This window comes from Streptomyces sp. NBC_01549 (assembly GCF_026339955.1).
Taxonomy (GTDB): Bacteria; Actinomycetota; Actinomycetes; order Streptomycetales; family Streptomycetaceae; genus Streptomyces.
This window is the reverse complement of record NZ_JAPEPW010000001.1, coordinates 1,775,377-1,790,457: the sequence shown is the minus strand read 5'-3', so window position 1 is coordinate 1,790,457 and position 15,081 is coordinate 1,775,377. Positions and strand designations below refer to the sequence as shown.

Here is a 15,081-nt window from a genome sequence, read left to right as displayed (position 1 = left end):
TGCCATCGAATGGAGCATTCATGTCGGTGATGACCGGTACTCAACCCCTCCAGCAGTTCGGCCAGCAGATGGGCGGCTCGCAGCAGATCGCCCAGGTGGTCCAGCAGGCGATCCAGCAGGCGTGTCAGCAGACGAGCCAGCAGGTCGCGCAGCGACTGCAGCAGACGTTCCAGCAGATCCAGCAGATCCAGCAGCAGCTCCAGCAGCAGGGCCTGGCCCAGCAGGCGCACCCGTACCTGGCTCTCGCGCTGCACCGCTCGCTGCACACGGGCATTCAGCAGGCTGTGGAACAGTCCGTTCAGCAGGCGCTGCCGACCGCGATCGTGGCGCTGCTCCAGCAGAGCCAGCAGGGTCAGCAGGGCCACCAGAGCCAGCAGGGCCAGCAGGGCCAGCAGGGCCAGCAGTGGGGTGGTGGGTTCGGCCAGCAGTCGTTCGGCCAGCCGTTCCAGCAGTACCAGCAGCCTGGCTTCGGCTTCGGCCAGACGGGCCAGATGGGCCAGCCGTACGGTATCGGCTGACCATAGGGCGGCGTGATGCGGTGTGCCCGGAGCAGTCTCCGGGCACACCGCATCACCGTGGAAACGCGAGATCGTGGACGCGCGAGCCGCCCCGCCGCCGGATCAGGAGCACAACGACGACGTAGACGTGGTGAAGGTGGACGTGATGGTCAAGGAAAGGCCCGGAAACAGCAGCGAGAGCGGGGCCGAGGGTGCGGGCGTGGGCGGTCCCGGATCCGAGGCTGGGCAAACGGGGCCGAGCAAGAAGGGCGCGCAGTCACCGCTCCCGGTACAGCCGCGCCGGGAGCGGTACATGGTGACACCGCTGCCGCAGCATCTGCTCCCGCCGGGAGTGCCCGAACTCAGCATGGACGCGGTGTGTGACCAACTGGACCGGATGCCCGAGGTCAAGGTGATCCGCAGGCTCCGGCCGTCGGAGAAGGCCCAATCGGGCGGACTGCCTCCCTCCTGTCCGGAGATCGCGGTCATCGAGGCGGCCGAGGCCCAAGTGCCGGCGATGCGGTCGCTGCACGTGCACATCGAGCCGGACCTGCCGCTGTCCGGAATCGGACCCGCCGCCGTGCCGACCGCGGGGATCCTGCCGCTGCGTGATCCAGGGCTGGTCGCGGCGCTGGAAGAACCGGTGGCGATCTCGCTGCGCGTCAGCGGTCCGGACGGCGAACCGCTGGCCGGCGCGGGGGTGTTCCTGATCGGGGCGTCATGGCCGGGCCAGGGCCTCACCGGGGCCGACGGGACGGTCACCGTCATGCTGGCCACGGAGACCCCCCAGTCCATTCAGTCCCTGTACGTCCGGCCCGCGGGTGGATACGCGGACCGCTGGATCCATCGCCCGGACCTGTCGGTGACCCGGGAGAACCTGGTCACCCTGACCCCGCTGGCCAAGGTCTACCCGGGGCTGGAAGAGAGACAGCAGTACGGCTGGGGCCAGCAGGCCATGCGGCTGGACCGGCTGCCTCCCACGTTCCGTGCCTTCGGGGTCAAGATCGCGGTCATCGGTTCGGGTGTCGCCGCCGAACACCCCGATCTCAAACAACGCGTGCGCTCCGGGGCCGATCTCGTACGCGGCACGGAAGAGGGCTGGGCCCACGACCCGGTGGGCACCGGTACGCACGCGGCGGGCGTCATCGCCGGGGCGGACACCGGCATGGGTGTCATCGGCATCGCGGTCGACGCGGAGATCGATGTCTGTCAGGTCGTGCCCGACGGCTGCTTCAGCGACATGATCGCCGCTCTGGACTACTGCATCGAACACGAGGTCGACATCGCCCATATCGCGGTGGCGACCCCGTACTCGTCGGCCCTGGTCTCACGCAAACTCGCCGATGCCAACGCGGCGGGTATCGCCTGTGTCGCCCCGGCGGGCGACACGGCCGGACCGGTCGCCTTCCCGGGCTCGCTGCCCACCGTGTTCACCGTGGGCGCCCTGGGAGTCTTCGGGACCTACCCGCCGGACACATCCCAAGCCACCCATTCGGGCCCCCAGCTGACACCGGAAGGGCTGTTCGCCGCGCCGTTCAGCTGCTACGGCCCCGGCGTCGACGCGGCTGCCCCCGGCGTGGCAGTCCTGTCGTGCTCGCCGCTCGGCGGATACACGGCTGTCGACGGCACCGGCACGGCGTCGGCTCACGTCGCCGGTCTTGCCGCCCTCGTTCTCGCCCACCACGAGGACTTCCACGGTCAACTGCTGCCCCGCGGACCCGGCCGGGTGCAGCGCCTGTTCGACATCATCGCCGGCAGCTGCCGCCCGTTGGCTGCCCCCGGCACGATGGAGGCGGCCCGCGTCGGACGCGGCCTCCCCGACGCGCTCGTCGCCCTCGGCCTGGCCCTCGGAGTCCAACTCGCTCCGGCCTTGTCCCCGTACGCCTCGTCCATGGTCGGCTAGGCCCACGCCCACAACGACAAGCACACACAACGGCGCCCGCCTCAAGAGGACGGGCGCCGTTCCACTTGCCCGCGACGCCTCCGCCTCTTGGTCAGCTCGGCCGGCCGGCCGCCCGCAACGGGCACCTGGTGTCGACACGTGTAGCGAGTTCGGCCCGCAGGGTGGCGAGTTCGGCCATGCGGGCGTCGATGACCTGGATCTTCTGCTCGAACAGCACGGACAGTGCCGCCGCGGAGTCCGGCGCCTCCCGCAGCTCCTCGCCGTGCCGCGCGATCTCCGCCAGCGAGAACCCGAGCGTCTGCGCGGTGCGGACGTAGTGCAGCCAGGGCACCGCCTCGGGCGGGAAGTCGCGATAACCGTTGGCCAGCCGCCGACCCGAGACGAGGCCGACCCTCTCGTAGAACCGAATGGTGTCCCTGCTCATGCCCGCCTGCGCGGCCAGCTCTCCGATACGCATGCCCCTCCGTCGGTTGGTGGGCTTGACCTTGGACCGTACTCCACTGTTTACCGTGAGGCGTCGCCGTCCCGAGACCCGTCGGAGCCTCATCGTGATCCGGACCATCGCCCCCGAACGTCCCTCCTATCTTCGCGTCGTACGCGCGAGCGCCTGGTACGACCTCGTCGTCACCGCGGGCTTCGCGACGCCGTGGACGTACACGCTGGTGCACGATGCGCTGTCGTCGTCGGGCAACGCACTCGGGCTGGGCGCCCTGCCCGAACTCGACCCCGTGCAGGTCCTGTACGCGAATCTGATGGGCTCGGTCGTGGTCGTCTGGGCCGTCCTGCGCATCGTCCGGCCGCTGGCCTTGCACGGACTGCTCGACGGCATCGCGCGCACGCTGTTCGCGGCGTGGCAGTCGTACGCGCTGGCCCACGGTGCCACGCGGCTGCTGTGGCTGTTCTTCGGCGTCGAGGTGATGTTCGGCCTCGTCCAACTCGTGCCGTGGTGGCGACACCGGACCACGAACCTGCTGAACACCCAAGCCGGCCCGGCCGTCGGACATCCACTCGACGCAGAGGGCCGATGACACCCGGCGCAGCCGCGTTCCCACGGGCGCCGGTCGGCGAACAGCCGTGTGGTGGGTGTGGAACTCCGTCGCGGGTCATGCGTGCGGCAGTGGCTGCTCCGTCCAGACGGTCTTGCCGTCGTGGGCGTAGCGGGTGCCCCACCGCTCCGTGAGCTGCGCGACCAGGAAGAGTCCTCGGCCGCCCTCGTCCGTGCTGAGGGCCCGTCGCAGATGAGGGGAAGTGTGGCTGGCGTCGGACACCTCGCAGATCAGGCATTGCGTACGGATGAGGCGCAGGGTGACGGGGCCGGCCGCGTACCGGTAGGCGTTGGTGACGAGCTCGCTGGCGACCAGTTCGGTGGTGAAGGCCAGTTCCGTCAGCCCCCATTCGGCCAGTTTCGCCGTGGTCAGCTGCCTGGCACGGGCGGCGGCGGTCGCTTCCAAGGGCAGCTGCCATGCGGCGACATCCTGGCGGGGCAGCACCCGGGTACGGGCGATGAGCAGCGCGATGTCGTCGGTGGGGAGGTGCTCCTTGGGCAGCAGCGCTTCGACCACGGCATGGCAGGTGCTGTCCAGGGGATCGGCGGAGTGGGAGAGATATTCGTGCAGGTGCTCCAGCGCGGCGTCGATGTCGCCGTTGCGCGCCTCCAGAAGACCGTTGGTGTAGGGCGTGAGCAGGCTTCCCTCGGGGAGGTCGAGGTCGTACGTCTCGAACGGCAGTCCACCCAGTCCGAGCGGTGGGCCCGCGGGCAGGTCGAGCACGGTGACCTCGCCGTCCGGCGTGGTCACCACCGGTGCCGGGTGGCCGGCGCGTGCCAGGGAGCAGTGCCGGGAGACCGGATCGTAGACCGCGTAGACGCAGGTGGCCCCGATCATCTGCTCGATCGCCGACCCGTCGCCGTCGCTGTTCGCCTCCAGCTCGGCGGCCAGCAGACTGACCAGATCGTCCAGCCGCGCCACCACCTCGTCCGGTTCCAGGTCGAGGCTGGCCAGGGTGCGCACGGCGGCGCGCAGGCGGCCCATCGAGGCCGCGGCGTGGATCCCGTGGCCGACCACGTCTCCCACAACGAGGGCGACCCGGGCTCCTGACAACGGGATCACGTCGAACCAGTCACCGCCGATGCCCGGTTCACCACTCGCTGGGAGGTATCGGCAGGCCACCTCGACGGCCGGCAGATCGGGCGCCGCGCTCGGCAGCAGACTGCGCTGCAGAGTCAGGGCGGCGCTCTGCTGCTGGGTGAAGCGGCGTGCGTTGTCGATGCAGACGGCCGCGCGCGAGGAAAGCTCCTGGGCCACGGCGGCATCGTCGTCCTCGAAAGGCTCCGAATGGCGCGATCGCCACAGGCTCACTACGCCCAGAACCAGACCCCGCGCGACCAGGGGCACCGCGATCAGCGAGTGAACTCCGAGCCCCAGGGCGATCTCGACCCGCCGCCGGTCCATGGCGTACCACTCGGGGCGGAGGGACAGCCGTCCTTCGAGAACCGGGCGACGCTCGAACAGGCACCGCGCCTGCGGAGATTCCGGAAGCAGCGGGACCACATCGCCTTCCTGGAAGGGGACGCGGTGTTCTGGGGGTGAGAGGGCAGCTCGGAGCAGCGGGCCCGACATACCGGAAACCGGTTCGTCACCCAGTGTCACCGGCTTGAGGAGGTCCACCGAGCAGTGGTCGGCCAGGCCCTGGCCGACCACCTCGGCCAGTTCCCGAGCGGTCTGTGTCACGTCCAGGGAGGTTCCGATCCGGGCGCTTGCCTCGTTCAGCAGGGCGAGCCTGCGTTGGGCCCGGTGGCGGTCGGTCACGTCCTCGATCGTCTCGGCCACGCCGAGAACCCGGCCCGAAGGGTCTTCCATCCGGAACGCCGAGACGGACACGATCCGTTCCCGACCTGGATCGTGGCGCGCCCGGGCGGACTGCTCCGTGAAGATCAACGGCTCGCCGGTCTCCAGGACGTGCCGCACCCGCTCCTCGGCCGGACCCGCGTCCTCGTCGACCATGAACTCGCGGGGGAGACGGCCCACCGGCGCCTCGGCCGGGACACCGCTCGCCTTTTCGACCGCACGGTTGACCCGCGTCACCGTCCTGTCCGGGCCGTAAGTGACCAGACCGATCGGGGACCGGCGGTACAGGCCGTCCAGCAGCGCACGGTCCCGCTGCCAGGCACTGACCTCCGCGGCGGGGGCTCCGACCAGGACCCACTCCTGACGGTCCCCGTCCCGCGTGATCGCGCGGGCCCGGAATCCCATCTCCACCCGCCGTCCGTCGCGGTGCCGGACGGGCAGGACCCCGAACCAGCCGCCCGTCCTCATGGCGTCCACGACGACGGACCGCGCGACAGGCAGGTCACGAGCGTCGACCAGGAGGTCCTGCCACGCCCGTCCGATCACTTCCTTGGCCGGATAGCCCAGCAACTCCTGTGCACGTACGCTCCAGCCGACCACGGTGCCCTGATCGTCGAGCGCGGCCGAGGCGCCACGCCCGAGGGCGAACGGATCCTCAGGACTCTCGCTGAAATGCATCGACGGCGTCCCCATAGCCACCACCTTGCCTACGTGATTCCGATGTTCCTCCCCGCGGTCTCCGTTCGCGACCCGTTCCTCTCGGCCCGGCGGTCCGGCGGAGTGGAGCTGCTTCTCGTGTCGCCCCTCATCGGTCCGGTGACCGTCCGTTAGGCTCACGTCGCCATAAAGGTCCCGATCTTCACGGAGGGCAGCACGGCGGGGATCAATCGAAAGCGCCTCGTCAGAACGCTGACGTTTTGGCTGCGTCCTGCCTTCGCGCTGCGGGTCGTCAACCGGTTTCAGAAGATCGTGGGTTTCGACCGCTCGATGGCCCTGGCGTCCAGCGCCTTGACGGCATTGGTCCCGCTGTCCATCCTCATCGGCGCTGTCCTGGGCAACTTCGTGCACTACGACGCCGCAGAGCGGATCATCAAGCGCTACGACCTCAGCGGCGCAGGCGCCACGGCAGTCAGCTCGCTGTTCTCATCGGCCGAGGGCACCAGTGCGAGCGTGGGCATCTTCGGAGCCGTGTTTCTGACGATCTCGGTGCTGAGTTTCACGCGAGCCGTGCAGCGGCTCTTCGAGCAGACATGGGAACTCAAGCCCCTCAGTGTGCGCAACACGCGCAACGGCCTGTGGTGGATCCTCACCCTCGGTGGCTACGGGGTGGTCACCGCGACGGTCTCCGCGCTCCTTGGCGGGGGCGCACTGGGTCTGGCCGCCTCGGTGTGCCAGGTGCCGGTCACCGCCGCATTCCTCGTCTGGAGCGGCTGGATCCTGTCAGCGAAGCGGATCAGTCGGCCGGACCTGCTCCCCTTCGGCGTCACCGCCGCCGTTCTGACGGTGGCCTATTCCGTGGGCGCGACCATCTACATGCCGCGCCTGTTCAACTCCTCCGCTTCACGCTACGGGGTGGTCGGCGCCGTCTTCGCGATGATCTCCGCCCTCTTCGCGGCCATGCTCGTCATGGTTGCGTCGGCGGCACTGGGACGAGAGGTACGAGACGAGCTCAGCCGGATCCGTCAGGGCCACCGCCCTTCCGACCACGAGGTCCGCCGACAGTGGGACAGCGTGGTCGAGCAGGTTCGGTCACGGTGGCGGACGGCACGGAAACAGGTCTCTCATCATCAGATCAGGGGCTCGAACCACTGAGGGGCCGGGCCGAACGCCGTCATGCGGAAGCCACCACCTCGCCGGCCACGACCTGGGGAGGGTTGGGGAGCAGCGACGCGAGGTTGTCCCGCACGAAGTCCGCAGCCCTCGAGATCGATTCGTCGGCACCGGCCCGATCCTGGAAGACGCTGGTCGAGACCATCACTCCGTCCCCGGCGTCGATCCAGTAGTAGGCCACGAAGCCGGAGACCTGGCGCATGAGCGGCACGAACCCCTCATTCACGAGACGTGCGGCCTCGGCCGAATCGGTCACCCCTTCGTACCGCCGGACTGCTGCGTACATCGCCAAGCTCCTCACGGTGTTCTGGGTTCGCGCTCTGCTGAGACGTCGTACCCCTGCGACGGCTGCCCGGCCCATGAGGCGTCCGGCAATCACCTGAAGGGCCGCCTCGGGTGATCCGAACGGCGGCCTCCGGCCCGGACACACGGCCCTGGCGAACCGCGGACTACTCCTCGGTGGCCTGCGGCGCCGGCGCGATGCCCGTCGGGCAGGACGCTCCCCGGTTCGTCCCGAACGGGGTGCTCAGCTTGACGCCCGTCCCGCCGATCCCGCAGTAGCCGTCTATGTTGCGGTCAAGATACTGCTGGTGGTAGCCCTCGGCCGGGTAGAAGGTGCGCCCCTCCGCGGGGAGGAGTTCGGTGGTGATCGTGCCGTAGCCGGAGGAGGTCAGCGCCTTCTGGTAGGCCTCGCGGGAGGCGGTCGCGGTGGCTGCCTGGGTGGCGGTGTGGGTGTGGATGGCGGAGCGGTACTGGGTGCCGACGTCGTTGCCCTGGCGGAAGCCCTGGGTCGGGTTGTGGGACTCCCAGAACACCTGGAGGAGGCGCTCGTAGGAGATGAGGGCGGGGTCGTACACCACGCGGACGGCCTCCGTGTGGCCGGTCAGGCCCGAGCAGACCTCCTCGTACGTGGGGTGCTCGGTGAAGCCGCTCTGGTAGCCGACGAGGGTTGTGTACACGCCCGTCGGCAGCTGCCAGAACTTGCGCTCGGCGCCCCAGAAACAGCCCATGCCGAAGTCGGCGATCTCCAGGCCCTCGGGGTAGGGGCCGAGGAGGGGGGTGCCGAGGACGGTGTGCCGGTCGGGGACCGTGAAGATCGGCTCCGGACGGCCGTGCAGTGCCTGCTCGGCGGTCGGGAGCTGAGGGGTGCGGCTGTGCAGGAACATGCGGTCTCCACGGGGTCACAGGGGCACGGGGGAGCGGAGGCGGGGTCGGGTGCGTGATCCAGAACGTGTGGAGACCGGTCGGAATTCCGGGGCGTCGCTCAGCGGGGCAGCGACGCCGGCGTTCCGCCGTTCGCCTCGTAGCCCGCCACCGCCAGGGCGCGGTAGAGCGCGTAGTCCGCCGCCGGGTCGGGTGTGAGGGTCCAGGGGAGGGCGCCCACGTGACCGTCCACGTGCACCAGCTGGTTCATGGCCTCCGCCCAGCGCTCGCCGCGGACCAGGAAGAGCACCAGGAGGTGACGCACGTGCGCCAGCATCGGGTCGTCGGGGCGGGCCGCGTGCACCGCGTAGAGCGCGCCGTGGACCGCCTTGGTGACGACCTCGCTCTGGTAGAAGCCGCGGACCAGGTTCACCTCGGGGAGATGCTCGAAGACCGCGAAGAGGGGCATGGCGGCCAGCAGCGAGCCCTGAGGAGCGCGGGCCGCCGCGGCCTCCGCGAAGGAGTACGCCACCTCGCGCGAGCCGTGCCACTTCTCGCACCAGTAGTGCAGCGCCGCCAGATGCGCGCCCATGTGGGCCGGCGCGCGGTCCAGGATCTTCAGCCAGAGCGCCTCGAACTCGGGCTGGGAGTAGGCGAGTCCGCGGGCCACCGACAGCTCGATGATGTACGGGATCGGGTCACCGGGGGAGAGTAGTGCCGCCTCGCCGCACGCCGTCCTCGCCTCCTCCATGATGATCCGGAACTCGTCCGTCCCCGGCGTCGACGTCCGCCACGCCTGCTGCACCAGGAACTCCGCGTGCACCGCCGCGCCGCCCGCGTCCTTGGGCTTCTCGGCCCGCCACACCCGCAGCCACTGCCCGCCCGGCATCTCGCTGACCCCGCCCGGGCGCTGCTGCAGCTCCAGGGACGCGGCGCCCGCGAAGGCCTGCACCCGCTGCCAGCGCGTCTCGCCCGAGATCTCCGTGCCCGCCAGGAGCTGAGAGGCCGCCTGGTAGTCCTGTGTGCGCTGCACCAGGTCCAGGACGTCCAGGAGGTCCCCGTCCGGTCCGGGCATGCGGATGTCCAGCTCCTCCTGACGCAGGAATCCGTAGTTCGCCGGGTCCGCCGCGTCCGGGTCGCCGGGCGAGACCAGCTGAATGCCGGTGCGCCTGCGCCTGAATACCGGCAGCAGGACCAGGCTGAACATGGCCAGCGCCATCAGGACCCAGAGAATCTCCATGCCTCAAGCGAACCAGACGGGTCCGACAATTGGCCAACCCGGTCCGGTCCCGGCGGCCACGAGGAGCCCCGCGCAGGCCGTGAGCCGCCATCAACCCCGCGGGCGCACTACGCTCAGGACTCATGAGCGACAGGCACATCAGTCAGCACTTCGAGACCCTCGCGATCCACGCGGGCAACACCGCCGATCCCCTCACCGGCGCGGTCGTCCCGCCGATCTACCAGGTCTCGACCTACAAGCAGGACGGCGTCGGAGGGCTGCGCGGCGGTTACGAGTACAGCCGCAGCGCCAACCCCACCAGGACCGCACTGGAAGAGAACCTCGCCGCCCTGGAGGGCGGACGTCGCGGCCTCGCGTTCGCGTCCGGACTGGCGGCCGAGGACTGCCTGTTGCGTACGCTGCTCAGCCCCGGCGACCACGTGGTCATCCCGAACGACGCGTACGGCGGCACATTCCGCCTCTTCGCGAAGGTCGTCTCGCGGTGGGGCGTCGAGTGGTCCGTGGCCGACACCAGCGACCCGGCCGCCGTACGGGCAGCCCTCACGCCGAAGACGAAGGTCGTGTGGGTGGAGACCCCCTCCAACCCGCTTCTCGGCATCACCGACATCGCCGCGGTCGCGCAGATCGCGCGCGAGGCGGGCGCCAGGCTCGTCGTCGACAACACCTTCGCCACCCCCTACCTGCAGCAGCCGCTCGCGCTCGGCGCGGACGTCGTCGTGCACTCGCTGACCAAGTACATGGGCGGCCACTCGGACGTCGTCGGCGGCGCGCTGATCGTCGGCGACCAGGAGCTCGGCGAGGAGCTGGCCTACCACCAGAACGCGATGGGCGCGGTCGCCGGGCCCTTCGACTCCTGGCTGGTGCTGCGCGGCGCCAAGACCCTCTCGGTGCGCATGGACCGGCACAGCGAGAACGCCACCAAGATCGCCGACATGCTCACCCGGCACGCGCGCGTGACCCGCGTTCTTTACCCGGGCCTCCCGGAGCACCCCGGTCACGAGATCGCCGCCAAGCAGATGAAGGCGTTCGGCGGCATGGTCTCCTTCCAGGTCGAGGGCGGCGAGGAAGCGGCCGTCGAGGTCTGCAACCGCGCCAAGGTCTTCACCCTCGGCGAGTCCCTGGGCGGCGTGGAGTCCCTCATCGAGCACCCCGGGCGCATGACGCACGCGTCCGCCGCCGGCTCGGCCCTGGAGGTCCCCGCCGACCTCGTCCGCCTCTCCGTGGGCATCGAGAACGTCGACGACCTGCTGCAGGACCTGCAGCAGGCCCTCGGCTAAGGGCTCGCAGAAGAACAACATGCGCGCGATCGGCGCGGTGACCTGCGAAGTCATTCTCTGCGAGCTCTAAAGCCGGGTCGGAGCCGCCTCGCCGGCTCCTCGAGGTCACCAGCCCGTCAGTGGTGGAGTCGTCTGCGACGGCGGCTCCACCCAGGGGCGGGCCACGGACGCCCAGACCACGAAGGCGACGGCCGCGGCGAACAGCAGCAGCCACATCACCCGCCGGGCCAGCGTCCTGCGGCGCAGCATCCGGCTCCCGCGGCGCACGATGTCCGCGTACAGGTCGGGCGGCACGGAGGGCTGCTTCTGCTCCAGCAGGTGCCGTACGGTCGCCTCACGCTCGGGCAGGTTCATGACGGCACCACCTTCGCCAGGGCCGGCGCCGGTCCCCGCGGCGGGTGCAGCAGTGTCGTCATCGCCCGGGCGCAGATCGCCCGGACCCGTTCCACGGGGAGCCCGAGCAGGGCCGCCGTCTGTTCCTCGGCGACCCCCTCGTACATCCTCAGGACCAGGATCAGCCGCTCCTGGGGCGTCAGCCGGGCCAGGACGGCGACGGAGCCGGAGGGGGACGGGGAGGGGCGGGAGCGCCCCAGGGCCCCGTACTGGTGCCACGCCCCGCGCGCGAAGCGGCCGGCCAGCTGCTGGCGGGCCCGGTCGTACGGGTCCTCGCCGCGCAGCCGGTCCCAGGAGGCGTACGTGTGGGCGAGCGCCAGCGTCAGCAGGCGCCGCGCGCGCGGGTTGTCGTTCGGCGGCTCCGCCGTGAGCAGCGTGGCGGCATGCAGCAACCGCCCTGCCGCGCCCGCGACGAACGCTTCGAACTCCCGGGCCCGGCGGGCGCTTTGGAACGCACGCCGTTCTCGCACCACGCCTCCCGATCGAGGGCGACCCTGAAGGAACCAAGGGCCCCGGCCGTGTACGACGGGTCGCACCGCGTGCGACAAGGACCCGGTCTCATATGAGGCCAGACGCGCCCCCGCGGTCAAGAGTCCGGCGGGCACACACGCGTGAAGGCTCGGGAAGGGGCCGGCGGGTCAGGAAGCCGGCTGCTCCCCCGCCGCGCCCCCCGTGGGGGCCATCCGGGACGAGAGCGCGCCGTTGAAGCGCGTGAGGAGCGCACAGAAGGCCTCGCGCTCCTCCGGCGCCCAGTCGTGTGTCAGCTCGGCCATCAACTGCCGCCTGGAGGAACGCACTTCGTCGAGACGGGACTGCCCGCGCGGCGACAGCTGGAGCACCACGGCGCGCCCGTCCTCGGGGTGCGAGGTCCGCTTGACGAGACCGGTGTCGACCAGTGGGGCCACCTGCCGGGTGACCGTCGAGGAGTCGATGCCCATGCTCGCGGCGAGCGCCTTGACGCCCATCGGGCCTTCCTTGTCGAGGCGGTTGAGCAGCAGGTATGCGGCGCGGTCCATGGAGTTGCGGACCTGCCCCACCCCGCCGAGCCGGGTCTGTTCGGCACGGCGCGCGAACAGGGCGACCTCGTGCTGCAGCGTGTCGAGAAGACCGGTGTCACCGACGGTCGTCATGTCCATCGACATTTCTGGTGTTGTGGGCATGGCCGGGGGCTCAATTCATGCGTGGGGAGCTGGGTTGGGGGAAAGGGTACGCGGCCCGGACGCGGGTCGTACCGACGCTGAGTAAAACCGGTCTCGGCCCGTGGTCACACCAGGATCCCTCGGGTGTGAACTGCGAGACTGATGGTCATGAACTACAGCACGGCGGACTCCTTGCTCAAGGTGACTCTGGACGACGTGCGAGGCGCCCAGAAGATGCTCACGGGCGTGGCGCGGACGACCGCGATGGAGGGCAGCAGGTACCTGTCCCAGCTGGTGGGCGCCCCGGTGCACCTCAAGTGCGAGAACCTCCAGCGCACCGGCTCGTTCAAACTGCGTGGCGCGTATGTGCGGATCGCGGGGCTGCTTCCGGAGGAGCGCGCCGCGGGTGTGGTCGCCGCCAGCGCGGGCAACCACGCGCAGGGCGTCGCCCTCGCCTCCTCGCTGCTCGGCGTGCGCTCCACGGTCTTCATGCCGACCGGCGCCCCGCTGCCCAAGGTCGCGGCCACCCGCGACTACGGCGCCGAGGTGAGGCTGCACGGTCAGGTGGTCGACGAGACGCTGGCCGCCGCCCAGGAGTACGCGGCGGAGACGGGCGCGGTGTTCATCCATCCCTTCGATCACCCCGACATCATCGCGGGTCAGGGCACGGTCGGGCTGGAGATCCTGGAACAGTGCCCGGAGGTGCGCACGATCGTCGTGGGGATCGGCGGCGGGGGGCTGGCCGCGGGCATCGCGGTCGCGGTGAAGGCGCTGCGCCCCGATGTGCGGATCGTCGGCGTGCAGGCGGCGGGCGCGGCGGCGTATCCGCCCTCGCTGGCGGCCGGACGCCCGCTGTCGATCGACAACCCGGCGACGATGGCCGACGGCATCAAGGTCGGTCGGCCCGGCGACGTGCCGTTCCGGATCGTCGCGGAGCTGGTGGACGAGGTCCGTACGGTGTCCGAGAGCCACCTGTCGAGCGCGCTGCTGCTCTGTCTGGAGCGGGCCAAGCTGGTCGTCGAGCCGGCCGGAGCGAGCCCCGTCGCGGCGCTGCTGAGCGAGCCCGGGGCCTTCGAGGGCCCGGTCGTCGCGCTGCTGTCGGGCGGCAATGTGGACCCGCTGCTGATGCAGCGCATCCTGCGCCACGGCATGGCCGCGAGCGGCCGCTACCTCGCGGTCACGCTGCGGCTGACGGACCGTCCCGGCGCCCTGGCCACACTTCTCGGGGTGTTGTCAGTGGCGGACGCTAACGTCCTCGATGTGAGTCACGTACGGACCGACCCCCGGCTCGGGCTCACGGAGGTGGAGGTCGAGCTGCACCTGGAGACGAAGGGTCCGGAGCACTGCGCCGAGCTCGGCCGCGCCCTGCGCGAGGCGGGCTACAGGGTCATCGACTGACATCGTCCGAGGCCGGGGCCACCGTCCTCGAAGCTCGGAAAAATCTGTTGAGTAACGCGATACATCGCGTTACGGTGGGTGTCACGCCCAGCTCTCGCCGGTCTCTCGCTGTGCTCGTCGCAGTCTGTGAGGCGGGACGAGACGGGCAAAGGTAGGTAGTTGCCGTGAAAATTCGCCAACGACGTGGAGAACTCACATGCCAGGCGCCATCTATGCCGAAGGTCTGGTGAAGACCTTCGGTGACGTAAGGGCTCTGGACGGCGTCGATCTCGATGTCCCGGAAGGCACCGTCCTGGGCCTGCTGGGACCGAACGGCGCGGGCAAGACGACCGCCGTCCGCTGTCTGACGACCCTCCTGCGCCCCGACAGCGGCAAGGCGTTCGTCGCGGGCGTCGACGTGCTCAAGCACCCCGACGCGGTACGGCGCAGGGTCGGCCTCTCCGGGCAGTTCGCGGCGGTCGACGAGTACCTGACCGGCCGGGAGAACCTCCAGATGGTCGGCCAGCTCTACCAGATGAGGGCGAAGGCCGCGAAGGTCCGCGCGGCCGAGCTCCTGGAGCAGTTCAACCTGACGGACGCCGCCGACCGCCCCGCGAAGACGTACTCGGGCGGGATGCGCCGCCGGCTCGACCTGGCCGCCGCGCTGGTCGTCTCGCCGCCGGTGATGTTCATGGACGAGCCGACGACCGGCCTCGATCCGCGCAACCGGCAGCAGCTGTGGGAGGTCATCAAGCAGTTGGTCTCCGACGGTACGACCCTGCTGCTGACCACGCAGTACCTCGAAGAGGCCGACCACCTCGCGCACGACATCTGTGTGGTCGACCACGGCCGGGTCATCGCGCGCGGCACCGCCGACCAGCTCAAGGCGCAGACCGGAGGCGAGCGCGTCGAGGTCGTCGTACACGAGCGCGAGCACATAGCGACGGCCTCGGAGGTGCTCCGCGGCTTCGGCAAGGGCGAGACGACCGTCGAGGAGCACACCCGCAAGCTCACCGTGCCTGTCACCGGCGGCGCGAAGCTCCTCGCCGAGGTCATCCGCGAGCTGGACACCCGCGGCATCGAGATCGACGACATCGGGCTGCGCAGGCCCACGCTCGACGACGTCTTCCTCTCCCTGACCGGACATGTCGCCGAGATGAAGGACGAGGAGAACGGCGTGGCGGGGGACACGAGGGGCCGCAAGGCGAAGAAGGGCCCCGTGAAGAAGGACCCCGCGGAGAACGAAACCGCGCAGACGGAAACCGCGCAGACGGAAACCGCGCAGACGGAAACCGCGCAGACGGAAACCGCGCAGACGGAGGCCACGAAGTGAGTGTTGTGACAGACACCGCCCCCGTGGCGGCGGCCCCTCAGGGCGCCATCGTCTTGAAGGAGCAGGCGAAGTGAGCGCTGTGAACGATTCCCTGGTCATCGCG

General features: G+C 70.2%; 14 protein-coding genes and 1 pseudogene. 7 read left to right on the top strand and 8 right to left on the bottom strand.

Annotated elements, in window-relative coordinates; all coding sequences use genetic code 11:
* Positions 1–20: 20 nt before the first annotated feature.
* Positions 21–518: a hypothetical protein gene (locus tag OG819_RS07650; protein WP_266648603.1), complete on the top strand. Its 498-nt coding sequence runs from the start codon at positions 21–23 to the stop codon at positions 516–518.
* Positions 519–591: 73 nt separating this feature from the next.
* Positions 592–2,400 carry a S8 family serine peptidase gene (locus OG819_RS07645; protein WP_266628024.1) on the top strand — a complete coding sequence of 603 codons (1,809 nt, stop codon included), beginning with the start codon at positions 592–594 and terminating at the stop codon, positions 2,398–2,400.
* Between the two features lie 91 nt (positions 2,401–2,491).
* On the opposite strand, the gene OG819_RS07640 is transcribed toward OG819_RS07645, so the two are convergent.
* Complete coding sequence (locus OG819_RS07640; protein WP_266648601.1) at positions 2,492–2,857, bottom strand: MerR family transcriptional regulator; 366 nt, start codon at positions 2,855–2,857, stop codon at positions 2,492–2,494.
* A gap of 91 nt (positions 2,858–2,948) precedes the next feature.
* On the opposite strand from OG819_RS07640, the gene OG819_RS07635 reads away from it, so the two are divergent.
* Entirely contained in the window at positions 2,949–3,428 is a 480-nt protein-coding gene (locus OG819_RS07635) for a hypothetical protein (RefSeq protein ID WP_266628026.1), read from the top strand.
* 75 nt (positions 3,429–3,503) lie between these two features.
* Here the strand turns inward: OG819_RS07635 and OG819_RS07630 are convergent, their stop codons facing one another.
* Positions 3,504–5,939 carry a SpoIIE family protein phosphatase gene (locus OG819_RS07630; RefSeq protein WP_266648599.1) on the bottom strand — a complete coding sequence of 812 codons (2,436 nt, stop codon included), beginning with the start codon at positions 5,937–5,939 and terminating at the stop codon, positions 3,504–3,506.
* Positions 5,940–6,215: 276 nt separating this feature from the next.
* Between OG819_RS07630 and OG819_RS07625 the strand changes: the two genes are divergently transcribed.
* On the top strand, positions 6,216–7,058 hold the full coding sequence (locus OG819_RS07625; protein WP_266648598.1) for a YhjD/YihY/BrkB family envelope integrity protein: 843 nt from the start codon (positions 6,216–6,218) through the stop codon (positions 7,056–7,058).
* 19 nt (positions 7,059–7,077) lie between these two features.
* Here the strand turns inward: OG819_RS07625 and OG819_RS07620 are convergent, their stop codons facing one another.
* The 3 genes from OG819_RS07620 to OG819_RS07610 form a co-directional block, all read right to left on the bottom strand.
* Positions 7,078–7,362, bottom strand: a complete 285-nt coding sequence (locus OG819_RS07620; RefSeq protein ID WP_266436571.1) for a hypothetical protein — start codon at positions 7,360–7,362, stop codon at positions 7,078–7,080.
* A 163-nt stretch (positions 7,363–7,525) separates the two neighbouring features.
* Positions 7,526–8,242 (bottom strand): peptide-methionine (S)-S-oxide reductase MsrA, encoded by a 717-nt coding sequence (gene msrA / locus OG819_RS07615; RefSeq protein WP_266648596.1) that lies wholly within the window; start codon positions 8,240–8,242, stop codon positions 7,526–7,528.
* 98 nt (positions 8,243–8,340) lie between these two features.
* The gene (locus OG819_RS07610; protein ID WP_266436569.1) at positions 8,341–9,459 is read right to left on the bottom strand and encodes a hypothetical protein; all 1,119 of its coding nucleotides are present in this window, start codon (positions 9,457–9,459) and stop codon (positions 8,341–8,343) included.
* Positions 9,460–9,581: 122 nt separating this feature from the next.
* Here OG819_RS07610 and OG819_RS07605 point away from each other — a divergent pair, with 122 nt between their 5' ends.
* Positions 9,582–10,736, top strand: coding sequence for a cystathionine gamma-synthase (locus tag OG819_RS07605; RefSeq protein WP_266648595.1), 1,155 nt, complete (start codon positions 9,582–9,584; stop codon positions 10,734–10,736).
* Positions 10,737–10,841: 105 nt separating this feature from the next.
* Here the strand turns inward: OG819_RS07605 and OG819_RS07600 are convergent, their stop codons facing one another.
* From OG819_RS07600 to OG819_RS07590, 3 genes are all read right to left on the bottom strand, one after another.
* Entirely contained in the window at positions 10,842–11,090 is a 249-nt protein-coding gene (locus tag OG819_RS07600) for a hypothetical protein (protein WP_266628035.1), read from the bottom strand.
* A complete protein-coding gene (locus tag OG819_RS07595) occupies positions 11,087–11,599 on the bottom strand; it encodes a sigma factor-like helix-turn-helix DNA-binding protein (RefSeq protein ID WP_266648594.1) in 513 nt (170 codons plus the stop codon). The genes OG819_RS07600 and OG819_RS07595 overlap by 4 nt, the downstream gene beginning before the upstream one ends.
* Positions 11,600–11,767: 168 nt before the next feature.
* Positions 11,768–12,271: a MarR family winged helix-turn-helix transcriptional regulator gene (locus OG819_RS07590; RefSeq protein ID WP_266628039.1), complete on the bottom strand. Its 504-nt coding sequence runs from the start codon at positions 12,269–12,271 to the stop codon at positions 11,768–11,770.
* Positions 12,272–12,436: 165 nt separating this feature from the next.
* Between OG819_RS07590 and ilvA the strand changes: the two genes are divergently transcribed.
* Together ilvA and OG819_RS07580 are read left to right on the top strand one after the other, a co-directional pair.
* Complete coding sequence (ilvA, locus tag OG819_RS07585) at positions 12,437–13,666, top strand: threonine ammonia-lyase (RefSeq protein WP_266628041.1); 1,230 nt, start codon at positions 12,437–12,439, stop codon at positions 13,664–13,666.
* A 196-nt stretch (positions 13,667–13,862) separates the two neighbouring features.
* Positions 13,863–14,816 (top strand): annotated as a pseudogene (locus OG819_RS07580) (ATP-binding cassette domain-containing protein); the annotation flags it as partial.
* Between the last annotated feature and the right edge of the window lie 265 nt (positions 14,817–15,081).

Bases quoted from the DNA above. Each gene is read 5' to 3' on its own strand.
- OG819_RS07650 (WP_266648603.1), top strand. From the start codon at position 21: ATGTCGGTGATGACCGGTACTCAACCCCTCCAGCAGTTCGGCCAGCAG.
- OG819_RS07640 (WP_266648601.1), bottom strand. From the start codon at position 2,857: ATGCGTATCGGAGAGCTGGCCGCGCAGGCGGGCATGAGCAGGGACACC.
- OG819_RS07630 (WP_266648599.1), bottom strand. From the start codon at position 5,939: ATGGGGACGCCGTCGATGCATTTCAGCGAGAGTCCTGAGGATCCGTTC.
- OG819_RS07620 (WP_266436571.1), bottom strand. From the start codon at position 7,362: ATGTACGCAGCAGTCCGGCGGTACGAAGGGGTGACCGATTCGGCCGAG.
- msrA (WP_266648596.1), bottom strand. From the start codon at position 8,242: ATGTTCCTGCACAGCCGCACCCCTCAGCTCCCGACCGCCGAGCAGGCA.
- OG819_RS07610 (WP_266436569.1), bottom strand. From the start codon at position 9,459: ATGGAGATTCTCTGGGTCCTGATGGCGCTGGCCATGTTCAGCCTGGTC.
- OG819_RS07605 (WP_266648595.1), top strand. From the start codon at position 9,582: ATGAGCGACAGGCACATCAGTCAGCACTTCGAGACCCTCGCGATCCAC.
- OG819_RS07600 (WP_266628035.1), bottom strand. From the start codon at position 11,090: ATGAACCTGCCCGAGCGTGAGGCGACCGTACGGCACCTGCTGGAGCAG.
- OG819_RS07590 (WP_266628039.1), bottom strand. From the start codon at position 12,271: ATGTCGATGGACATGACGACCGTCGGTGACACCGGTCTTCTCGACACG.
- ilvA (WP_266628041.1), top strand. From the start codon at position 12,437: ATGAACTACAGCACGGCGGACTCCTTGCTCAAGGTGACTCTGGACGAC.